Consider the following 20907-nt stretch of genomic DNA (forward strand, 5'->3'; position numbering starts at 1 on the left):
CGGTGACAATTTCCGCAGAAAAGTGCTGTTCTTCTGCCGCAAACTACTTGGAACTCGTTGCGGCCGCCGGGTCGTATCTCATCGAATTGCGCGGCAAGTTGCCCCGAGACAACGCTTGAACGTCCATTTCGTCCCAATCGCCGATCGAGACGATAACGGCGGCCGACTCGATTGAGTCCGGTCCAGTCCTTCCAGGTGTCGCCGTCAGCGGCACAGGTGGGTGGAGAGCGGAAGTTCGGACGCTCTCTGCTCAAAGGTCTGGTCCGCGCGCCAAGAGCCGCCACTGCTTCGTTTTCTGTAGTCTGAGGGCTTAATGCCGTGCATCGAATCGCTTCAGGTGATCGACGAACGCGCGCAGTTTCGCAGCCATATTGCGGCGGCTCGGGTAATAGAGATAGAAGCCGGCGAAGCTCGGGCTGTAATCCTCCAGTATCGGGACCAGGTCGCCTCGCTCGATCCATGCGCCAAAGCTTTCCTGCATGCCGAAGGTGATGCCTGCACCAGCGCAGGCGAGGCTGATCATCAGCGCCATATCGTTGGTGGTGATCTCAGGTTTCACCGCGACGCTGAATTCCTTCCCGCCCTCGGCGAATTCCCAGCGGTAGGGTGCCACTTTCGGCGCGGGTCGCCAGCCGATACAACGATGGCTCGTGAGTTCACGCGGGTGCGAAGGCCTGCCGAAGCGATCGATATAGCTGGGCGAACAGACTGCGAGCTGCCGCTGCTCGCCTGAGACTGGCACGGCGATCATGTCCTGCGCGATCACCTCGCCGAGCCGAACGCCGGCATCGTAGCCTTCGGTGACGATGTCGAATTCTTCGTCAGAGACGGTGATATCGAGTTCGACGCCGGGATGGGCTTCCGCGAAGGCAGCGAGCATGGCTCCGGACAGGAAGCTCTCGGCGATCGAGGAAACCGCGAGCCGCAACTGGCCGCGTGGACGTCCACGAGCATCACCAATCGCTGAGAGTGCGGCGTCGAGCTCGGCAATCGCCGGCGCCACCTCGGAGTAGAGCCGTTCGCCGTCCTCGGTCAGGCTGACGCTGCGGGTCGTTCTTCGGACGAGCGCGACGGCCAAGGTTTCTTCCAGGCGGCGGATCGTCTGGCTGACGGCCGAGCGGGTAACGCCCAGGCGGTCGGCCGCAGCACGAAAACTCCTCTCTTCCGCGACGAGGGCAAACGTCGCTAGCGCGCTGAGATCCCGAAGCATTGGTTAAAGTTCCTTACCAGTCTGGAAAGATTTGGGCGACTTATCACGACAATGGCACCGGTTTATTTCTGTGACAACCGCTCCGCGCGGATTCAACGTCATCGGAAAAGAGACCCACATGTCATTAGATAAGGTCGTACTCATCACAGGTGCTTCCAGCGGCATTGGCGCGGGAATCGCGCGCGAACTGGGCAACTCAGGGGCAAAGCTCGCGCTTGGCGCGCGTCGTGCGGATCGTCTCGATGCACTGGCGGGAGAAATCAGATCGGGTGGCGGCGAGGTGCTGACCCGCAGGCTCGATGTAACCGACCGCCTGGACGTCGCCGGTTTTGCCGAAGCGGCGCGAAACAGGTTCGGGCGCATCGATGTGATCGTCAACAATGCAGGAGTGATGCCGTTGTCCCTGATGGCCTCCTTGAAGGTAGAAGAATGGGACCGGATGGTCGACGTCAACATCAAGGGCGTCCTCTACGGTATTGCCGCTGTGCTGTCGGAAATGACGGCACGCGGCTCGGGCCACATCATCAACATCGCCTCGATGGGAGCGCTCACCGTTTCACCGACGGCAGCCGTCTACTGCGCGACGAAATATGCGGTGCGGGCCATCTCGGACGGACTGCGTCAGGAGCGCAACGACATCCGCGTGACCTGCATCCATCCCGGCGTGGTTGAGAGCGAGCTCGCCAATTCGATCACCGATCCCGCCGCAGCCGAGGCGATGAAGGGCTACCGCGCTATAGCGCTTCGGCCGGATGCGATCGGGCGGGCAGTACGTTTCGCGATTGAACAGCCGGAAGACGTCGACGTCAGCGAGATCGTCGTCCGTCCAACGCGGGCGGCTCACTGATGCGCGGCCGACTTGACCTTGGCGCAACCGCCTCTCCGGCCTCGGCGCGTTCTCATCACGCTTCTGCAAAGGACGACATGGTCCGCAAGAATCAGATGCATCCATACGTTGGCATGTGGGTGACCGCCGACGGCTTTGTCCGGCACGAACTGTTGCCGAACGGCCGTTACGACGAGGCGAGGGGAAACCGTAAGAGCGCCTATCAAGGCCGGTACGAGGTAACCGGCGAGCACATCGATTACTGGGACGACACCGGTTTCACTGCCGACGGTGACTTCATGGATGGCGTGCTGCATCACGCAGGGATGGTCCTCTATCGCGAGCGATAACAGTGGGCGTCTATGGCGGGCAACTCGCCTCGCGGCGGCATCGCTGGTCCTGAACTCGCGCCCGCATTGAGCGTCGTTCGGTTGGGGCAAGCATCACGACTGGCAGCGGGGGCGGACGCCCGAGCCTCGGGCGCAGGCAAATACATCAAACTACAAATCTGTCGCATCGAAAACCGCCGCCACCCAGTCGAGGAAAACCCGCACACGTGGCGATAGCTGACGGTTCTGCGGATAATAGGCCGCGAGCGGCAGTGGCGGCGGCGGCTGGGCCGGCAGGACCTCTACAAGGGCGCCTCGCGCCAGATCGTCCCGGAAGCGATAGCGGGGCGCCTGAATCAGCCCGTAGCCCATCCGTGCGAGATGATGCGCTGTCTCCGCCTCGTTGGCGGTCACGCGGCAGGGAAGTGTCACCTCCCTGATTCCCTCGGCGGTCTGGAACTCCATCGGCATCACACGGCCCGTGCGTGACGACATGAAGCCGATCATCTGGTGCCGGTCGAGATCATCGACCGAAGCGGGCATCCCGTGATGCTCGAGATATTGCGGGCTGGCGCAGGTCTGCTCCGGAATATCGGGGAGCCTGCGCATGATCAGGCCGCTGTCATCCGGTTCGCCCGCCCGGATGACGCAATCCACCCCCTCGCGCACCAGATCGACCAGCCTGTCGCCCTGGCCGATCTGCAACCTGATCTGTGGGTACGCTTCCAGGAAGTCCGGCAGGCGCGGCAGTAGGAAAGCCCGCGTCAGTGCGCCGTGCGCATCGATGCGGAGCACCCCCGAGGGTTCACCGCCCCGCAAGGCGCCCTCCGCTTCGTCGATATCGGCGAGGATCGACAGGCACCGCCGGTAATAGGCTTCGCCATCCGGCGTGGGCGCCACATGCCGGGTGGTGCGTTCCAGCAGCCGGCTGCCGAGATGGCGCTCGAGCCGCCTGATCGCTTCGGTGGCCGTCGAACGCGGAATGCCAAGATCGGCCGCCGCGGCCGTGAAGCTGCGACGGTCGATGACCCGCACGAAAAGACGCATTCCATCGAGGCGATCCATGTTTGTTCGGGATAGCCGAATTTTGTTGCCCGCAAAAGGGGGATTATCCCGCTTCCAAGTTTCGCTACATCCTTGCCTAGCAACGGAGGTCAAGAAATGAGGCTGAAAGACAAAACCGCAATCGTGACCGGCGCCGGCAAGGGCATCGGCGCAGCAATCGCCCGACGGTTTGCCCATGAGGGTTGTGCTGTTGCGGTGAACTATGCGCGCGATGAGGCTGCTGCCCGTCAGGTCGTGCAGGACATCGAGCAGGCGGGCGGCAAGGCGGTTGCGGTGCAGGCTGACGTCGGCGATCCGGCCGGCATGCCCGCGCTGTTTGATGCGGCTGAAGCCGCGTTCGGCCCGGTCGATCTACTGGTCAACAATGCAGGCATGATGCGGCTCTCATCTGTAGCCGACGCGACGGACGCGGACATCGAAGACCACTGCACCATCAATCTCGCCGGCACGTTCCGCGGCATGCGCGAGGGCGCCAAGCGGCTGCGCGATGGCGGGCGAATCATCTGCGTGTCCTCAAGCGTGGTGGGCTTCTACCAGCCCGGTTACGGATTGTATGCCGCGACGAAAGCGGGGATCGAGGCGTTGACGCACGTGCTTGCCAAGGAGTTGGGCCCACGCGGGATCACCGTAAACGCAATCGCGCCCGGCCCGGTCGAGACCGATTTCTTCATGTGCGGCAAGTCTGAGGAACTGGTTGCCAGCATCACGCGGATGATCCCGCTCGGCCGCCTCGGTCGTCCCGATGACATCGCCAACGCCGTCGCTTTCCTGGCTGGGCCGGAAAGCGGCTGGATCAACGGTCAAACCATCCGCGCCAATGGCGGCGCGGTCTAATCGCAACCCTCAAATCCAAGGAACAAACCATGCCTTTCGCGAACTACAAACTGCCCCAGGCCTCGCTTTCGACGGCGCAGAAGGAAGACCTGATCCACAAGACGACCGAACTCATGGTCGGCTATTTCGGGGAGGTCGTGCGTCCGACCACGATGGTCCTGATCGAGGAAGTGCCCGATGGCGGATACGGACGTGCGGACGAAGTCTTCGTCATGCCGGAGGAGTACCGGGCAAAGGACTGACGCCGTATCGATCGAGAGCTGTTGAATACAGGGAGACATGTGTGACGGAGACCAACAACATGATTTCCCAGCATTCACCTTCCGATCCGAAGCGGACGCAGCGCGCATGATCGGGGCTGATGTGAGCGACAAGGAAATAGCTCACTGGGGCTGACGGTACGCGCCCATGATACAGTCTCTCCCAACATATCAGGGAAGGGTCGATCGCGATCCCGAATTCCTCACGGACCTCCCGGATCGCACATTCAAGCGGCGTATTATACCTGCGCGTTTACGACACGCCGGTGGCGCCAATCCGGTTTGACCGTCCGGATGGCCTTCGGTACATATACCGATCATGCGACGGCGTCCGCGGAGGCGGGCTGAAAGAGCGTCCGGTGCGGCCGACCCAGGCAGGGGGCTTGATCCGGTGCTGTCCAGACCGGTGGTGGCATCCGCCCAGGCCGGCGCTTCGTATGGAACGCCGACCGCTGCATTGGGCCCTGGATCCGAAAATCCCTGTGCAGCAATCAACGAGTTTGCAGTTCGCGTGTCGGGGACGGGCCGCCGCTGCAGGGAGCCGCCACCGCCCCTCATCCCGATGCCGCAACCTTCTCCCCGTCGGCGGGGAGTCCGCGAGTGTGAGACCCGGGGCAGAACCGGCAGCAGCAATTGTGCGGAGCTTTTGCCGTATCAACTGCGTACTCGTTTTCGAGCCGAGGTTCTGCGCCGGGAGCTATAGTACCAGCGGTGTCGATCTATCGTGTTCGCTCGACGCTTGAGGCAGTCGTTTACTTCCATGGAGATGAACGCGAGCGAAGCTCGACGACCTCAACGAGGCCAGCCGACATGACCTTTATGCAAGAGGAGAAATCCCGCAGATATCACCAATTTTCGGATCGACGCAAAGGGGGCTAGCGCCCTGAGTAAAGCGTCATTTTCCGTCACTGCTCGATTAGCGCTTTCGCCTGGTTCTTCATGGAAGTGATCGCCAGGAGCTGTTGCGTCAAGCCTGGAACGGTTGCAGGGAAGCGGCCTTCCAGTGCGGCGGTGCCGACCGTGAAGGCGGCGGCCCGGCCGCTGACGACGGCATGGATGCGTTCGGCGCGGTCGATCGAACCTGCGACGATGACGGGCTTGGCGACGGCGTCGCAGACGGCCCGGATGAGGTCCGCGACATCGACATCGGCGCGATAGGCAAGGAGATCGAGGCCATGCACGCCCTCACGGGCGGCAAGGTCTTTTGCGCTTGCAACGATCTCCGTCACGGAACCCTCGAGAACGCTGGGATGACCCACAATGCGGCCGGGGAAGGGGTAGTAGCGAATTCCACATCCCTTAAGGAGGGGAAGGACGTCGTCGACATGGGTGCCGCCAAGCAGATAGTCGACGCCGAGCGTGAGGGCGGCGCGCACCGAGGCGATTTCGCTGGCGCGGTCGAGTGAAACCACTTCGAGATAACTCTTCGCGCCTGCGGCCCGGATCTCCCGATTAAGCTCTGAAAGCACCTCGAAGGGCAGGCCGATATCCTTGAAGCCGATATGACGGACACCCGCAGAAAGCACCAAGGGGAGCTGCGCCAGCGCATCCGGGATCGTCCGGTCGTTGCGGGTCAGCATGAAGATGAAATCGATGGGGGACATGTCATTTCTCCTGGTCGCGCGGTGCCTTCGCCAGACGGCGAGCGTAGTCGATTGCTGTTTCGAGACTTCCCGGATCGGCAATGCCACGGCCGGCGATATCGAAGGCAGTGCCGTGGTCGGGGCTGGTGCGCACGAAGGGCAGGCCGAGCGTGATGTTCACGCCCCTTTCCAGTCCGAGATATTTCACGGGGATCAGCCCCTGGTCGTGATACTGCGCGACGACCACGTCGAAGCGGCCGTTTCGCGCCTGCATGAAAACCGTGTCGCCGGGCCAGGGGCCGCTGGCGTCTATGCCTTCGGCGCGGGCTGCCGCGATGGCGGGCGCGATGATGCGGATTTCTTCGTCTCCGAAGAGACCGCCTTCGCCGGCGTGCGGATTGAGCCCCGCAACGGCGATGCGGGGGCGGGCGATACCGAGCGCGCAACCCCCCTGATGGGCGAGGCGTATCGCGGACATCTGTGCCGGAAGATCCGCCCGGCGGATCGCGTCTGCCAGCGAACAGTGGATCGTCACCAGCACGGTGCGGATATCGTCATTGGCGAGCATCATCGCCACGCGCCCGGCGCCACCTTTTTCGGCAAGGATTTCCGTGTGGCCGGGGTACGAGAGCCCCGCAGCGGCGAGCGCCTCCTTGTGGATCGGCGCCGTCACGATGCCGGCGACCTTGCCAGTCCTGGCGAGATCGATCGCCGCAACGATGGCATCATAGGCCATCCGGCCGCTGGCGGCGCTCACCTTGCCCAGTGCTGGTGGGGTTTCGGTGCGGGACGCAGCGAGGATATTCAGGGCGCCATCCGGCTTCGCGTCGGCGATGTCATGGATCTCGTTCAGGTGCAGCCCGCCGCCGATGCTGGCGATCGCCCTCTCCATCACGGCCGTATCGCCGATGACGACGCTGCGGCGGACGTCGGTGCGATGAAGTATAGTCTTAGCCACGATCTCCGGCCCGATGCCGGACGGATCGCCCATGGTGACGGCGAGCGGCAGGGAGGTGTTCATTCGGGCTCCTTTCCAATTCGGCGAATGGTGTCGGCGGCATTGCGCAGCGTCATGGCGGAACCAAAGCCGCCTGCTTTCATGGCGAGAAGCATCATTCGTCCATCAACAAGACGAGCGCAGCCGAGGGGAAAGCCGGGCTCGAGTTCGCGGATCAAATCGAAAGCGTGAATCGACAGCCGTTCCAAAAGGGCGTGCATCGTTTCCCCGCCCGTTGCGACGATGGCGTCGTATCGATGCCGGGATAAGGCGATCTCTGCCTCGTCCACCAGGGTGGCGAGAGCCCTCGCCGGGTCGCTGGTGCGGATGTGCGGTGTACGGATGCAGACCACCGAAGCTGCCTTGTCGAGATCCGTCGCACGCATTGCGACCGAAGCGCCTGTCGCGGCCAACGTCTCGCACTGGGAATGGCTGACATGGTTTGCGCTGCCGACAAGCACGAGAACACGGTTCGGCGTGGCTTCAGGCGTAAAAGTGTCTTGGCCGGTGCGTGGCTCGACGACCGTGGCCAGCGCCTCCGCCATGCCCGGCGAACCGACCCACAGCGCCGCGCCGTGCTTCTGGATCTCTGCAATCCGGCGATTGAGCGTTGCCTGATCTGATGCATCGACGATGACCACCGGAGCGTCGCCAATGGTCTTGCCGATCTCGTGGTCCTCGGTGCGGGCGGAGATTCTGGCGATGCGGCCGAGGCCGGGGTCGATTAAGTCTCCGATGCGCGACGTGTGGGCGGGATGGACAGGGTCGCGGCTGTACGCCGTTTCTGCAACCGGCTTGCCGTCAAGCAGTTGAACGCCGTCGATCGTCGTGCGCCCGGCAGCGGGAAATGCAGGTGCGATGACCAGACGTGGCCGGCCGCTGGCCTGGAATGCGGCGGCAATTTCCACGCGGATATGGCCGCGGAGGGTGGAGTCAATCGTCTTGTAAAGAAACGGCCTGTCTGCAAGCCTGGTTACCGCCTGGCGCGTCACATGCGCGGCATCGGTTTCACAGAGAGTGCGGCTGCCGGTGTCGATTGAGACGAGACTGGCATGGGTATCGAGCGATCTCACCCGGCAGATGCGTGGGACATAGCCGCGTTCCAGGAAAGCGATCGCCCCGTCCGCCGCGCTTGTCAGGTCGTCTGCGACGACGCCAATGTGTTTGATTTGGTCAATAGTGCCTGTCATGAACTGAAGGCTATCCGCCAAGTTCTGAGAGAAAAATCGATATGATTTCACGGGTATCGGTGATATCCTGTCACCAATGAAGCGATCTGACCTTCCTTCCCTTGATGATCTGCGTGCCTTTGAGGTCGTTGCCCGCCTGGGTTCCGTGCGAGCGGCCGCGTGTGAGTTGAACCTGACGCATGGTGCCGTCAGCCGGCGCGTATCGAAACTTTCCGAACACCTCAACATCCGTTTGCTGGAACCCGATGGGCGCGGCCTGAGGCTGACGGGAGAGGGCACGCGCCTCGCGCAGGCGACGACGAACGCGCTGGCGCTCGTTGCGGCGGCGCTGGAGGATATCCGCAAAGTCGAGGTGACATCGCCGATCGTCGTTTCCTGCGAAAGGTCCGTCGCCATGCGCTGGCTGATCCCGCGGCTCTCGGAATTCCAGGATCGCCATCCCGAGATCGACCTTCACCTCTCCGTCGGTGGTGGGGGCTTCGATTTTGTGCGCGACCGCATTACGCTCGCGATACGCAGGCTGGATTTCGCGATCAATGCGAACTGGCAGGTCGAGCGGTTGATCGAGGAGCAAGTCGGCCCCGTGATGGATCCAGCGATGACGGATCGATTCGCGGTCGGCGATTACGTTGCGCTTGCCGCAAAGACCCGGCCGGATAGCTGGCAGAAGTGGTCCGCCGCCCATCCGGACGCGCCGAAGCCGCACTCGACGCGCTTTCTTGACCATCATTTTCTGATGGTCGAGGCCGCCGCCGGAGGTCTGGGTGTGGCGATGTGCCCAAAGATCATGGCCATCGACGATATTCGCAAGGGCCGCCTCGCCGCGCCACTTGGCTTTCAGGCTGATGGCTCACATTACGGCGTCATTCGCTCCGCGCTGTCGCAGAAAACGCCTGGAGTTGATCAATTTGTGTCCTGGCTTGTCGCTACCATCCAAAACGATTTCCGCGCTGTGTCTTGAGCGGCGTTGCGGGCTCACGGATCAAATTGGTCCCGCCCCGACCGGAATCGGGTGCTCAGCTGTTCGGGCCAAGTATGGCTGTTCTCGCTTCGGCAATATGGTCGTGCATGTTTTGCTCGGCCTCTCTGGGATCCCGGTCTTTGATCGACTGCCCCTTCATTTTTCCCCAGAGATTTCCCGCCCGTACCGCGTGAATACCTTCATAGAGGGAGGCGAGCAGGCCATTGCGGGCGGCTTCGACGATGATGCGGTGAAAGACAGCGTCCCACTTCTCGAATTCCACCAGGGTTGCCGCCGCGCTGCCCCGATCGATTTCTGCATTTCGTCTATCTGCTGGCTGGTCGCCCTCAATGCCACCATGGCGGCGATCTTGGGTTCCATGATCAGCCGGGTCTCGAAGACCTCGGCTGGCATTAGTTCTCCGTCACAATAAAAATCGAGGAAATATTGATCGCCTCATTGGTGATCCTGCGTCACCATCAGCGTTCAGCAAAATTCGATAGTCCGGCCCGGTTGTTTGGCTGTATCACCAAGGAAGCCGCACTGATGGACCTGGACTATGCAAACCCCTGTCATTCGCCTTGATTTCCGTTCCGATACGGTTACCCGTCCCACCGTTGGCATGCGTGCGGCGATGGCTGCCGCCGAGGTGGGCGACGATGTCCTTGGCGACGACCCCACAATCAAGGCGCTCGAGGCCCGACTTGCCGCACTGTTCGGCAAGGAAGCGGGACTGTTCGTGCCAACCGGCACCATGTCCAATCTCGCTGCGATCATGAGCCATTGCCAGCGCGGCGAGGAATTTCTCTGCGCAACCGGAGCTCATACCTATCTATGGGAAGCCGGAGGCGCTGCGGTGTTGGGCTCGGTCCAGCCGCAGCCCTTGCCGGTGCGCGCTGACGGCACGATCCCCATCGAGGACCTTCACGCCGCGGTGAAGGACGACGATCCGCATTTTGCGATCACGCGACTGGTCACCATCGAGAACACGTTCGCCGGGCGGGTCCTGCCGCGCGATCATCTGGCCGAGGTCGTCGAATTTGCGCGGGAGCGGAAGCTCGCCACCCATCTTGACGGTGCGCGGCTGTTCAACGCGGCTGCGGCGCTCGGCGTCGATGTCGGGCACCTGGCAGAGGGCTTCGATAGCGTGTCGCTGTGCCTTTCAAAGGGGCTGGGGGCGCCGCTCGGATCGGTGCTGGTCGGCGATGCCCCATTGATCGCCCGTGCGCGCCGGTGGCGCAAGATGCTCGGCGGCGGAATGCGGCAGGCAGGAATAATTGCAGCGGCTGGGCTGTATGCGCTCGACCATCACGTCGACCGACTGGTCGAGGACCACGCCAATGCTCGGGTGCTCGCGCAAGCATTTGGGGGAATTGAGGGGCTGAAGGTGACCCCGCCGCAATCAAACGTTGTCTTTGTCGAGCTCGCGCCCGATCTGGCGACCCGGCTGTCCGAGGCGCTACGTGAACTCGGCATCGCGGCGAGTTTCTGGCCCGGTGGGCGGATGCGCTGGGTCACCCATCTCGATGTCAACCGTGCCGCTGTCGACGAGGCCATCGCGGCAGTCCGCGAGATCACTGAGGGCAGGACATGAGGGAATCATGTGGAGAGCGGTAGATGGTAGAGACCCTCACCATGTTATTGGACTGATAAACGACGCTGGTTACGCGTCGAAGAAACATGGAAGGAAGGCATGCATCTGTTCGCACGCAAGGACCTCGAGGAAGCCGCCGCACTCGTCTACCGGCATATGTCACCCACACCGCAATACGTGTGGCCGCAGATCTCGGAAATGGCAGGGGCCTTGGTCTGGATCAAGCACGAGAACCATACGCCGGCCGGCGCTTTCAAGGTGCGCGGCGGAATCACCTTTATGGATTGGCTCCGCCGCAGCGGGCGTTCGGCCGGGGGAATCGTCACGGCAACGCGCGGGAATCATGGCCAGAGCCAGGCCCGTGCCGCGCGGGCAGCCGGTCTTGGCGCCAAAATCGTTGTCCCGCACGGCAATTCCGTCGAGAAGAACGCAGCCATGCGGGCCTTTGGCGGCGAGGTTATCGAGTACGGCCGCGACTTCGACGAGGCCCGTACCGAAGCCCGGCGCCTTGCGGCCGAAACCGGCCTATTCCTGGTACCGCCCTTTCACGAGGAGATCGTCCGGGGCGTCGCGACCTACGGGTTGGAACTCTTTACCGCGGTGCCCGATCTCGATGCCGTCTATGTGCCCATCGGCTGCGGTTCGGGGATTTGCGGCGTCATCGCCGCGCGCGAGGCCCTGGGCCTGAAGACGGAAGTGATCGGCGTAGTTTCGACGCACGCGCCGGCCGCGAAGCTCTCCTTCGAGGCCGGACGGCTGATCGAAACCGAAACGGCGCTGACTTTTGCCGACGGGATGGCCGTGCGCATTCCCATCGAAGAAGCTTTCGCAATCTACTCGAAGGGCACCTCGCGGATCCTCGCCGTCACCGACGACGAGGTCGCCGAAGCGATGCGCCTCATCTACCGCGCGACCCACAATGTCGCCGAGGGTGCCGGCGCCGCGTCACTTGCGGCGCTGCTTAAGGAAGCCGCTGCGATGCGCGGCAAAAAGGTTGGACTTATTCTTAGCGGTGCAAATGTGGACGCCGAGGTCTTCCAGAAAGTACTGGGCGGGGAGACACCACCGGTCGCGACGGTAAGCAAGTGACAGTCGGCGGCACGAGAGCTTATGGCGCGGTTTTCACTATGGCTATCTCGTCGAAGCCGGCCGTTGGGGGTGAAGAGCCTTTAGCTAGCCGCGGGCGGCTCCGGCCACGGCATTGGGCTCGGGTCGGTATCGCCGCTTGCATCAGCATGCTGGACAAGTGAAATCGCTGGCCGCCCGGAACGCGACTTCCCCTGCTGACAAGGTGCGTCCACGGTTGCGGTGTTCACCTAAACGCGTAAAGGGCTCGCCCTTCACTCGGCAAACCCACCGAACGCTAGCGCCAGCGGAATTCGATGCAACTAGGTTCGCAACGGACCGGCGGTGCATTCCTGCGCCGTTTACGACACGCCGATGGCGCAATCCGGTTTGACCGTCCGAATGGCCTTCGGTACATATACCGATCATGCGACGGCGTCCGCGGAGGCGGGCTGAAAGAGCGTCCGGTGCGGCCGACCCAGGCAGGGGGCTTGATCCGGTGCTGTCCAGACCGGTGGTGGCATCCGCCCAGGCCGGCGCTTCGTATGGAACGCCGACCGCTGCATTGGGCCCTGGATCCGAAAATCCCTGTGCAGCAATCAACGAGTTTGCAGTTCGCGTGTCGGGGACGGGCCGCCGCTGCAGGGAGCCGCCACTGCATGCCTTCGGCCGAGGGACCAGCCGTCACCAATGGAAAGCTCGTGCTCGGTCTCGGCTGTGAGCGCAACGCGGCGCCCGCGGAAGTGATCGCGCTTGTGGAACGGGCGCTCGCCGAGACGGGTGCCGGCGGAAGCGATCTCACCCTCATCGCCACGCTCGATGCGCGCTCGGAGGAGCCCGCCATCCATGCCGCCGCGCGGCACTTTGCCGTGCCGCTTCGATTTTTCGACGCAGCGACGCTCGAAGCCGAGGCGGACCGGCTGCAAAATCCATCCGAAGTCGTGTTCGCCCATACCGGCTGCCATGGCGTGGCGGAAGGCGCGGCCCTTGCCGGCGCCGGGCCGGGTGCGGTCCTGATCGTGCCGAAGATGCGCTCGACGCGGGCGACAGCGGCGATCGCCGGTCCACCCTCCGCAGCTGCTGCGGAGGACGGGCAGGCCAGAGGGGGTGCAATGCTTTGTACGGGACGGGGCACAAGAACATGACGGAAACCCTTTTCGCCGGCCTGCCGGAACTCGAACCGGGGACCGTGTGGCTGGTCGGCGCCGGCCCCGGCGACCCTGGTCTGCTGACGCTGCACGCCGCCAATGCGCTCAGGCAGGCGGACGTCATCGTTCATGACGCGCTCGTCAACGGCGATTGCCTGAAGCTCGCGAAGCCTGGCGCAATACTCGAATTCGCGGGAAAACGGGGTGGCAAGCCCTCGCCGAAGCAGCGCGATATTTCGCTGCGGCTCGTCGAGCTGGCGCGTTCGGGACAGCGTGTGCTGCGGCTGAAGGGCGGCGACCCGTTTGTCTTCGGCCGTGGCGGCGAGGAGGCCTTGACGCTGGTCGAGCATCAAATCCCCTTCCGCATCGTTCCGGGCATCACCGCCGGCATCGGCGGTCTCGCCTATGCCGGCATACCGGTAACCCATCGGGAAGTGAACCATGCGGTGACTTTCCTTACCGGCCATGATTCCTCCGGCGTCGTGCCTGATCGGATCAATTGGGAAGGCATCGCCAAGGGCTCGCCGGTGATCGTCATGTATATGGCAATGAAGCATATCGGCCAGATAACGGCGAAGCTGGTTGCCGCCGGGCGGGCGCCGGACGAGCCGGTCGCGTTCGTCTGCAACGCGGCGACGGCTGAACAGGTGGTGCTCGAAACCACGCTTTCGCGCGCGGAAGCCGACGTCGCGGCTTCGGGTCTCGAGCCGCCGGCGATCGTGGTCGTCGGCGAAGTCGTGCGGCTGCGCGCGTCGCTCGACTGGCGAGGCGCGCTCGACGGCCGTTCCCTCATGTCCGATCAATCATCGACCCGCCGTCGAGACCCGGCATGAGCGGACTGATGATTGCGGCTCCGAGCTCAGGCTCGGGCAAGACGACGGTGACGCTCGGGCTGATGCGGGCGCTCAAGAAGCGCGGCGTGAGGATCGCGCCCGGCAAGGCCGGACCGGACTATATCGACCCCGCATTCCACGCTGCGGCGAGCGGCGAGCCTTGCCTCAACTACGATCCGTGGGCGATGCGGCGCGAACTGCTCCTTGCCAATGCCGGGCGCACGGTTGCCGACGGGCGCGCGCTTATCGTCGAGGCTATGATGGGGCTTTATGACGGGGCGGCCGACGGTAGCGGCACGCCGGCGGATCTCGCCGCGGCCCTCGGGCTCGCGGTGATCCTCGTCGTCGATTGCGCTCGTCTCTCCCATTCGGTAGCGGCCCTGGTCAGCGGCTATGCCGGCCATCGCGGCGATATCACCGTCGCCGGCGTCATCCTCAACCGGGTCGGCAGCGACCGGCACGAGGCGATGCTGCGTGATGCGCTCGGCAGCATTTCGATTCCGATCTTCGGTGTCATTCGCCAGGACCCTGCGCTCAAGCTGCCGGAACGCCATCTGGGTCTCGTGCAGGCGGGGGAGCATGGAGCACTCGAAGCCTTCATCGACCATGCTGCCGCCACAATCGAGGCCGATTGCGATCTCGATGCCATTCTCGCCGCCGCCCAACCCTTGCGATTCAGGGCAGAGTCCCAACCCGCCGCGCTCAAGCCGCTTGGGCAACGGATCGCCATTGCCCGCGATGTCGCCTTCGCCTTTGTTTACGAGCACCTCATCGCCGGCTGGCGCGGGCAGGGTGCCGAACTTTCCTTCTTCTCGCCACTTGAAGACGAACCGCCGGCCAGCGGCGCGGACGCGATCTATCTTCCCGGCGGTTATCCGGAATTGCACGCGGAACGCCTCGCGGGCGCGACCGGCTTCCGCAGCGCCATGCGTTCTGCGGCGGAACGGGGCGTGCGCATCTTCGGCGAGTGCGGCGGCTATATGGCACTCGGCGAGGGGCTGGTTGCGGCGGACGGCCTGCGTCACGGCATGCTGGGTCTCCTGCCGCTCGTCACCAGCTTCGCCGAGCGCAAACGGCATCTCGGCTATCGTCGCGTTACACCGTTCGGTGACGCATTCTTCGACGGTCCGATGACGGCACACGAATTCCACTACGCGACCATCGTGTCGGAAGGCGCGGCCGAGCCGCTCTTTTCGGTAAAGGACGCGGTCGGGGAGGACCTCGGCCGGGCCGGGCTGCGCCGTTCAAACGTCGCCGGGTCCTTCATGCACCTCATCGACCGGCTGGAGGCGCCATGACGGCACCGATTTTGCACGGTGGCGGCATCAGCGAGGCTGCGAGGCTCTTTGGCGGCGACCCGTCGGACTGGCTCGATCTTTCGACCGGCATCAATCCATGCCCGGTCGCCATTCCGGAGATCGATCCGCGCGCCTGGCACCGGCTACCGGACAAGCATCTGGAGGAGGCGGCACGCGCTGCCGCAAGCCACTATTACCGCACCGGCGGGCTGCTGCCACTGCCTGTGCCAGGCACGCAGGCCGCGATCCAGCTGCTGCCGCGCCTTGCGGCCGATCAGAAGCGCGTCGCCGTGTTCGGGCCGACTTACGGCGAGTATGCCCGCGTGCTGCAGGCGGCCGGCATTATCGTCGATTTCGTCGAGACCGCCGATCAACTGACCGCTGCGCACGCTATCGCCGTTGTCGTCAATCCGAACAATCCGACGGGGCGGCTTTTCCAGTCGGAAGAAATTTTGGGCATGGCCGAGGCGATGGCTTCGCATGGCGGCCTGCTCATCGTCGACGAAGCCTTCGGCGATCTCTATCCGGAAACGAGCGTGGCGCCCCATGTGGTGGATAACGACAACCTCGTCGTCTTCCGATCCTTCGGAAAATTCTTCGGGCTTGCCGGATTGCGCCTGGGCTTCGTCGTTGCGACGGCAGCGGTGCTCGAGCCCTTCCGCGACTGGCTGGGCCCTTGGGCCGTTTCCGGCCCGGCGCTTTCCATTGCCGCGAAGCTGATGGAAGGGGACACGCAGGCGATCGCCAAATGCATCCTGGAGCGCAAAGCCGGGCTCGATGCAGTGCTCGAGGGGGCAGGATTCGAGATTATCGGTGGCGCGGGCCTGTTTGCACTGATAGAGCATGAGTGCGCCCATCATATCCACAGGGCGCTTTGCGAAGCGCGTATCCTGACGCGCCGGTTCGACTACAATCCCAGTTGGCTTCGATTCGGTCTTGCGGCGGACGAGAATGGGGATCGCCGCCTCGCCGAGGCCTTGCAGGGGACAAGCATCTAGATGTCGGCCGAAACCCTCCTCATCCTGGCGGTGGCGCTGCTGATCGACCGTCTCGTCGGTGATCCCGACTGGCTATGGTCGCGGGTAACTCACCCGATCGTCCTCTTCGGCAAGGCCATCGCGATCTTCGACGAGAGACTTAATGTTGCAGACTTGGGGGAGGGTGCCCGGAAGGTGCGGGGCGTGGTGACGATCGTCACCCTGCTCATCGCCAGCGTGGTGCTCGGCATCGTGCTCGGCCGTCTTTTCGATGTTCTCGGCGCCATCGGCTTTGTGCTCGAGGCGATCGTCGTTGCTGTCTTCCTCGCGCAGAAGAGCCTTGCGGATCACGTCGTCCGGGTCGCCTCCGGTTTGCGCAATGACGGTCTTTCGGGAGGCCGCGAGGCAGTGTCGATGATCGTCGGGCGCGATCCGAACACGCTCGATGAGCCGGCCGTCTGCCGAGCGGCGGTCGAAAGCCTTGCCGAGAACTTCTCCGACGGAGCCGTGGCGCCGGCGTTCTGGTATGCCTTGGCCGGCCTTCCCGGGCTCCTCGCCTACAAGATGCTGAACACGGCCGATTCGATGATCGGCCATAAGAGCCCGCGCTATCTCCATTTCGGCTGGGCTTCGGCGCGGCTCGACGATCTTGCCAACCTGCCGGCGGCGCGGCTCTCGGCGCTGCTCGTTGCCGCCGGCGCCTACTTGAGAATCGGCGCCAAGGCGGCGAGCGCGACGATTGGCGTCGCGCGGCGAGACCACGGGCTGCACCGCTCGCCGAATTCCGGATGGCCCGAGGCAGCGATGGCCGGCGCCTTGGATCTGCAGCTCGCAGGACCGCGGATCTATGGCGGCGTCAAGGTCGACGAACCGATGATCCATGGGGACGGTCGACCCGTCGCGACCGTCGAGGATATCGACCATGCAGTTTCCGTCTTCTACTCGGCCTGTATGGTTCTGGCGGTGGCCTGTGTCGTTCTCGCGGTGCTCTTCCTGATGCTGGGTTCCGGTTAGGATCGCATCAGAGGTGACGGCCGGAAGCTCTGAAGGGTCCCGAGGTGAGGCTTTTCACCTCGCAAAACGTTATTGCCAAGGTAAATGCCCCGGCGCCGGCTGGCTGCCCCAGTTTCCGGCAGCCAGGCTTGCGCCGCACCTCGTTGCCGATTGCGCTTCCACCCCTCTCTGTGGTCATCCTCGGGCTTGACCCGAGGATCCAATCTCAAGCATCGTTCCCGCATGGCCGGCTACGTCTACATCGTGACAAACCATAAGAGAGGGACGCTCTACATTGGGGTCACGTCAGACCTGGAGCGCCGCATCTTCGAACACCGCGAGGGTAAGACACCGGGCTTTGCATCGAAATACGCATGCAGTCAGCTCGTCTGGTATGAGGAGCATCTGCAGATCGGCACGGCCATTCAGCGCGAGAAATCGCTCAAGCGCTGGTATCGGCAATGGAAAATCGAACTCATTGAGAAGATGAATCCGGACTGGCGCGATTTGTATTTCGAGCTTTGGTAGCTTCGTGTGTGGATCCTCGGGTCAAGCCCGAGGATGACGGAGGAGGGAAGGCTTCGACGAACCTGCTACGCCCGAGGATGACGGAGGGAGGACTCTGAATATGCCGGACGGTTCTTGATCTAAAGTGGACTGGGATGAGGGAAGGCCCGGGTTTCCGTCTGCTCGCGCTTTAATTCTCCAGAAACTCAGCAATCAACCCGCTTTGAGCGCTACGAACATGCCCAGCAACTTTTGGACCGACCCCGCCACCAAGCCCCTAATCGTCGCCCATCGCGGCGGTGCGGCTCTGGCTGCCGAAAACACGCTTGCTGCATTCGAGGCGGCCGCGACCATCGGCGCGGACGCCATCGAGACTGACGTCCGCATGACAAGGGATGGCGCCCTGGTCTGCCTGCACGATGCGGATCTCCAGAGACTATGTGGCGATCCGCGCGCCGTGGCAGAACTCGATCTGGCGACACTTCAAGGCCTGCTGCCGACGGTGATGACGCTCGACGTCGCGCTCGCGGCGTCCGCTCCGATGGGGCTCCTGCTCGACGTCAAGCTCAGGGACCGGACTTCGCTCGCTGATATTGTCCACCGCGTGGAGCGTGGCAAGGCAGTCGAGCGAACCTTGCTCGGGTTGCGAAGCCTTGATTTCATCGCAGTGGCACGCAGTGCCAGGACGGACATCGCCATACTCGCCTTTCTCGAGGACCCGGAATCAGCCGCGGCCGCAGGAGAGGCCGGCGCGAACTGGTTCAGGCTGTGGCAGGGAGTTGCGAACCCGGCCCGCGCGATTGCCGTGCGCGACGCCGGGATGCACCTTGCGATCATGGTCGGTCAGCCGCGCACGGTGCCGCTGCCGGGATATCCGCCCTTTCCCGTCGGCCTGATCGATCGCGATGGGCTTGAAAGCCTGCGCCCGCTCGCTCCGGACGCGATTTTGCTCGACGACCCGCGCTTGGCCGTGGCGGCCGGCTACTAGGGAACTGATGCTAAGCAGCGATTCTGGCCAACACGCCAGTCCAGCCGGGGGCCGCACCCGGTCGCCGTTCGGCAACAGCCTTTTCAATTCTCTGCCGCTAGAGCCAAGGGGGCATTGGCTTTTGCGGTGCATTTTTCTATACGGTTCGCCAAGACTCGATTTTCATGAGGTAAGCGCGTGACAGCCACATTCGACAAGGTTGCTGATATTATTGCGGAAACGAGCGAGATCGATCGCGAGACGATCAAGCCGGAAAGCCACACTATCGATGATCTCGGCATCGACAGCCTCGATTTCCTCGACATCGTTTTCGCGATCGACAAGGAATTCGGCATCAAGATCCCACTCGAGCAGTGGACCCAGGAAGTCAATGAAGGCAAGGTCTCGACCGAGGAATATTTTGTCCTGAAGAACCTCTGCGCCAAGATCGACGAGCTCCGTGCCGCCAAGGCCTGATTGACTCCTTCGATACGCGTTCGATTCACTTCCGATGCCGCCTGCTGCGTCCTTCGCTTGACAGGCGGCATCGGCATTTTTACTTGAGCCGCGAAACCAACGGGGTGAGCCTTCATGCTCCTTGAGTATTTCCAGATGATCGACCGGGTCGAGAGCGTCGATCTGAAGGCCGGCCGGCTCACGGCGCGGTCGGTCGTCCCTGAAAAGAGTCCCGTGTTCGAGGGGCATTTCCCCGGCTATCCGCTGGTTCCGGGCGTCCTCCTGATCGAAACGATGGCGCAGGCCTCCGGATTTCTCGTCTTGGCGGCGACGAAATTCGCGGCGATGCCGTTCCTGATGTCGGTCGACAACGCCAAGATGCGAAGCTTCGTCGAGCCTTCGGCCGAACTCGAGATCGAGGCGCTCATGGAGCATGAGGGGTCCGGTTTCGCCGTGACCAAAGCGAAGATCGCCTCCGGTGGCAAGAAGATCTGCGATGCCCAGTTGAAGCTCAGGACGATACCGTTCGATCAGGTGCCGCTCGGCGATGTTGTCCTGAAGCGCGCCGAGGAACTGGGACTGGTGGCCGCAACGGCCGGTTCGGAGAACTGAGATGACGAAATCAGCAAACGACGTGGTGATCACCGGCGTCGGCATAGTGACCAGCCAGGGCGTCGGAGCTGAACCGCATGTGGCGCTGCTGACGGCGGGCGAACCGCCGAAGGCGCGGGTCGAGACGGAGCGCTTCGCACCCTATCCGATCCACCCGCTGCCGGAAATCGACTGGTCCGAGCAGATCCCGAAGCGCGGCGACCAGCGGCAGATGGAGAACTGGCAGCGCCTCGGCGTGTTTGCGGCCGGCCTTGCTCTCGACGATGCGGGCCTGAAGGACAATCTCGAAGCCTGCGGCAGCATGGACATGATCGTTGCGGCCGGCGGTGGCGAACGCGACATCAATGTCGACTCGCTGATCGTCGACGAAGCGCTGAAACGCAATGACCGCGAGCGGCTCCTGAACGAGAAGCTGACGACGGAACTGCGACCGACGCTCTTTCTCGCCCAGCTTTCCAACCTGCTCGCCGGCAATATTTCCATCGTGCATAAGGTCACCGGTTCCTCGCGCACCTTCATGGGCGAGGAGGCGGCGGGCATCTCGGCGGTCGAGACCGCTTTCGCCCGCATCAGGGCCGGGCAGTCGACGCATACGCTCGTCGGCGGCGCCTTCTCGGCCGAACGTCTCGATATCGTCCTGCTCTTCGAGGCCATCCAGGGACACGCAACCGGAGAGTGGCATCCGATCTGGTCACGGAAGGAAGAAAATGGCGGCGGCATGATCCTGGGCTCCGTCGGAGCATTCCTCGTGCTGGAATCGCGCGAATACGCCGAGGCACGGGGCGCCCGCATCTATGCGACGATCGATGCGATCGGCGGCGACCGCGGCAGCCGCGAGGGGGGCAAGCTCGAGGCGCGCCTCAAGGAGCTGGCGCGGCCGGCTGCCCTCATCGAGCCGGAGTCGACCGTCGTCTTTTCCGGAGCCTCAGGGTTTCACGACCTTGTTCGCCGCGAAAAGGCCTTCCTCGACACCGAACTCGACGGCCGACCGGTCCGCGCCTTCGGCGGCCTTGTCGGTCATGGGGTCGAGGCACAATTCCCGGTCGGGATGGCGCTTGCCGCGCTTGCGCTCGGCAATGGCGCCAAGATCCCGCCCTTCGATCCCGCCGAAACGCCGATGACGGCGCCTGCAAAGGCAGCGGTCGTCACGACCATCGGCCATGCCCGCGGCGAAGGCATCGCCGTGCTTGCCGCTGAATAAG

Annotated in this window: 23 protein-coding genes and 1 pseudogene; 18 read left to right on the forward strand and 6 right to left on the reverse strand. The window is 63.4% G+C overall.

From position 1 onward, the window contains the following. Window positions 1-310: 310 nt before the first annotated feature. The gene (locus J2Z31_RS23685) at window positions 311-1210 is read right to left on the reverse strand and encodes a LysR substrate-binding domain-containing protein (protein WP_209605267.1); all 900 of its coding nucleotides are present in this window, start codon (window positions 1208-1210) and stop codon (window positions 311-313) included. 118 nt (window positions 1211-1328) lie between these two features. On the opposite strand from J2Z31_RS23685, the gene J2Z31_RS23690 reads away from it, so the two are divergent. Next, entirely contained in the window at window positions 1329-2057 is a 729-nt protein-coding gene (locus tag J2Z31_RS23690; RefSeq protein WP_209605269.1) for an SDR family oxidoreductase, read from the forward strand. Then, a complete protein-coding gene (locus J2Z31_RS23695) occupies window positions 2057-2386 on the forward strand; it encodes an Atu4866 domain-containing protein (protein WP_209605271.1) in 330 nt (109 codons plus the stop codon). The genes J2Z31_RS23690 and J2Z31_RS23695 overlap by 1 nt, the downstream gene beginning before the upstream one ends. 150 nt (window positions 2387-2536) lie before the next feature. On the opposite strand, the gene J2Z31_RS23700 is transcribed toward J2Z31_RS23695, so the two are convergent. After that, window positions 2537-3430 carry a LysR family transcriptional regulator gene (locus tag J2Z31_RS23700; protein ID WP_209605273.1) on the reverse strand — a complete coding sequence of 298 codons (894 nt, stop codon included), beginning with the start codon at window positions 3428-3430 and terminating at the stop codon, window positions 2537-2539. A 96-nt stretch (window positions 3431-3526) separates the two neighbouring features. Here J2Z31_RS23700 and J2Z31_RS23705 point away from each other — a divergent pair, with 96 nt between their 5' ends. Together J2Z31_RS23705 and J2Z31_RS23710 are read left to right on the forward strand one after the other, a co-directional pair. Continuing rightward, the gene (locus J2Z31_RS23705) at window positions 3527-4264 is read left to right on the forward strand and encodes an SDR family oxidoreductase (protein ID WP_209605275.1); all 738 of its coding nucleotides are present in this window, start codon (window positions 3527-3529) and stop codon (window positions 4262-4264) included. Window positions 4265-4293: 29 nt separating this feature from the next. Then, entirely contained in the window at window positions 4294-4506 is a 213-nt protein-coding gene (locus J2Z31_RS23710; RefSeq protein ID WP_037381523.1) for a tautomerase family protein, read from the forward strand. Between the two features lie 923 nt (window positions 4507-5429). Here the strand turns inward: J2Z31_RS23710 and J2Z31_RS23715 are convergent. From J2Z31_RS23715 to J2Z31_RS23725, 3 genes are read right to left on the reverse strand one after another with little or no spacing between them, the layout of a single operon-like run. Further along, window positions 5430-6128, reverse strand: coding sequence for a 4-hydroxythreonine-4-phosphate dehydrogenase (locus J2Z31_RS23715; protein ID WP_209605277.1), 699 nt, complete (start codon window positions 6126-6128; stop codon window positions 5430-5432). 1 nt (window position 6129) lies between these two features. Then, the gene (gene pdxA, locus J2Z31_RS23720) at window positions 6130-7128 is read right to left on the reverse strand and encodes a 4-hydroxythreonine-4-phosphate dehydrogenase PdxA (RefSeq protein WP_209605279.1); all 999 of its coding nucleotides are present in this window, start codon (window positions 7126-7128) and stop codon (window positions 6130-6132) included. Next, window positions 7125-8243 (reverse strand): four-carbon acid sugar kinase family protein, encoded by a 1119-nt coding sequence (locus tag J2Z31_RS23725; protein ID WP_234939642.1) that lies wholly within the window; start codon window positions 8241-8243, stop codon window positions 7125-7127. The genes pdxA and J2Z31_RS23725 overlap by 4 nt, the downstream gene beginning before the upstream one ends. Between J2Z31_RS23725 and J2Z31_RS29435 the strand changes: the two genes are divergently transcribed. Both J2Z31_RS29435 and J2Z31_RS23730 read left to right on the forward strand, forming a co-directional pair. Continuing rightward, window positions 8157-8339 (forward strand): hypothetical protein, encoded by a 183-nt coding sequence (locus J2Z31_RS29435; RefSeq protein WP_234939653.1) that lies wholly within the window; start codon window positions 8157-8159, stop codon window positions 8337-8339. The genes J2Z31_RS23725 and J2Z31_RS29435 overlap by 87 nt on opposite strands. Before the next feature lie 31 nt (window positions 8340-8370). Continuing rightward, on the forward strand, window positions 8371-9255 hold the full coding sequence (locus J2Z31_RS23730) for a LysR family transcriptional regulator (RefSeq protein WP_209605283.1): 885 nt from the start codon (window positions 8371-8373) through the stop codon (window positions 9253-9255). 55 nt (window positions 9256-9310) lie between these two features. Here the strand turns inward: J2Z31_RS23730 and J2Z31_RS30025 are convergent. Next, window positions 9311-9669 (reverse strand): annotated as a pseudogene (locus J2Z31_RS30025) (FadR/GntR family transcriptional regulator). 145 nt (window positions 9670-9814) lie between these two features. Between J2Z31_RS30025 and ltaE the strand changes: the two are divergent. The 12 genes from ltaE to J2Z31_RS23795 all read left to right on the forward strand — a co-directional run bounded on the left by ltaE (window position 9815) and on the right by J2Z31_RS23795 (window position 20906). Beyond that, window positions 9815-10849 (forward strand): low-specificity L-threonine aldolase, encoded by a 1035-nt coding sequence (gene ltaE / locus J2Z31_RS23740; RefSeq protein WP_209605285.1) that lies wholly within the window; start codon window positions 9815-9817, stop codon window positions 10847-10849. A gap of 99 nt (window positions 10850-10948) precedes the next feature. Then, window positions 10949-11938 (forward strand): threonine dehydratase, encoded by a 990-nt coding sequence (locus J2Z31_RS23745; RefSeq protein ID WP_209605287.1) that lies wholly within the window; start codon window positions 10949-10951, stop codon window positions 11936-11938. A 635-nt stretch (window positions 11939-12573) separates the two neighbouring features. Next, window positions 12574-13059 (forward strand): cobalamin biosynthesis protein, encoded by a 486-nt coding sequence (locus J2Z31_RS23750; protein WP_209605289.1) that lies wholly within the window; start codon window positions 12574-12576, stop codon window positions 13057-13059. Continuing rightward, on the forward strand, window positions 13056-13895 hold the full coding sequence (gene cobA, locus J2Z31_RS23755; protein WP_209605291.1) for a uroporphyrinogen-III C-methyltransferase: 840 nt from the start codon (window positions 13056-13058) through the stop codon (window positions 13893-13895). The genes J2Z31_RS23750 and cobA overlap by 4 nt, the downstream gene beginning before the upstream one ends. After that, window positions 13892-15193 carry a cobyrinate a,c-diamide synthase gene (locus J2Z31_RS23760; RefSeq protein WP_209605293.1) on the forward strand — a complete coding sequence of 434 codons (1302 nt, stop codon included), beginning with the start codon at window positions 13892-13894 and terminating at the stop codon, window positions 15191-15193. The genes cobA and J2Z31_RS23760 overlap by 4 nt, the downstream gene beginning before the upstream one ends. Further along, window positions 15190-16191, forward strand: a complete 1002-nt coding sequence (gene cobD, locus J2Z31_RS23765; RefSeq protein WP_209605295.1) for a threonine-phosphate decarboxylase CobD — start codon at window positions 15190-15192, stop codon at window positions 16189-16191. Before J2Z31_RS23760 ends, cobD begins: the two co-directional genes overlap by 4 nt. Then, window positions 16192-17184 carry an adenosylcobinamide-phosphate synthase CbiB gene (gene cbiB, locus J2Z31_RS23770; RefSeq protein WP_209605297.1) on the forward strand — a complete coding sequence of 331 codons (993 nt, stop codon included), beginning with the start codon at window positions 16192-16194 and terminating at the stop codon, window positions 17182-17184. A gap of 222 nt (window positions 17185-17406) precedes the next feature. Continuing rightward, window positions 17407-17691, forward strand: a complete 285-nt coding sequence (locus tag J2Z31_RS23775; RefSeq protein WP_209605298.1) for a GIY-YIG nuclease family protein — start codon at window positions 17407-17409, stop codon at window positions 17689-17691. Window positions 17692-17908: 217 nt separating this feature from the next. Continuing rightward, on the forward strand, window positions 17909-18658 hold the full coding sequence (locus tag J2Z31_RS23780) for a glycerophosphodiester phosphodiesterase (protein WP_209605301.1): 750 nt from the start codon (window positions 17909-17911) through the stop codon (window positions 18656-18658). Between the two features lie 177 nt (window positions 18659-18835). After that, the gene (locus J2Z31_RS23785; protein ID WP_012708338.1) at window positions 18836-19114 is read left to right on the forward strand and encodes an acyl carrier protein; all 279 of its coding nucleotides are present in this window, start codon (window positions 18836-18838) and stop codon (window positions 19112-19114) included. Window positions 19115-19228: 114 nt separating this feature from the next. Further along, window positions 19229-19705 carry a 3-hydroxyacyl-ACP dehydratase FabZ family protein gene (locus tag J2Z31_RS23790; protein WP_209605303.1) on the forward strand — a complete coding sequence of 159 codons (477 nt, stop codon included), beginning with the start codon at window positions 19229-19231 and terminating at the stop codon, window positions 19703-19705. 1 nt (window position 19706) lies between these two features. Further along, complete coding sequence (locus J2Z31_RS23795) at window positions 19707-20906, forward strand: beta-ketoacyl-ACP synthase (RefSeq protein WP_209605305.1); 1200 nt, start codon at window positions 19707-19709, stop codon at window positions 20904-20906. Window position 20907 lies beyond the last annotated feature (1 nt).

It is taken from the genome of Sinorhizobium kostiense, from assembly GCF_017874595.1.
In the GTDB taxonomy this organism is placed as follows: domain Bacteria; phylum Pseudomonadota; class Alphaproteobacteria; order Rhizobiales; family Rhizobiaceae; genus Sinorhizobium; species Sinorhizobium kostiense.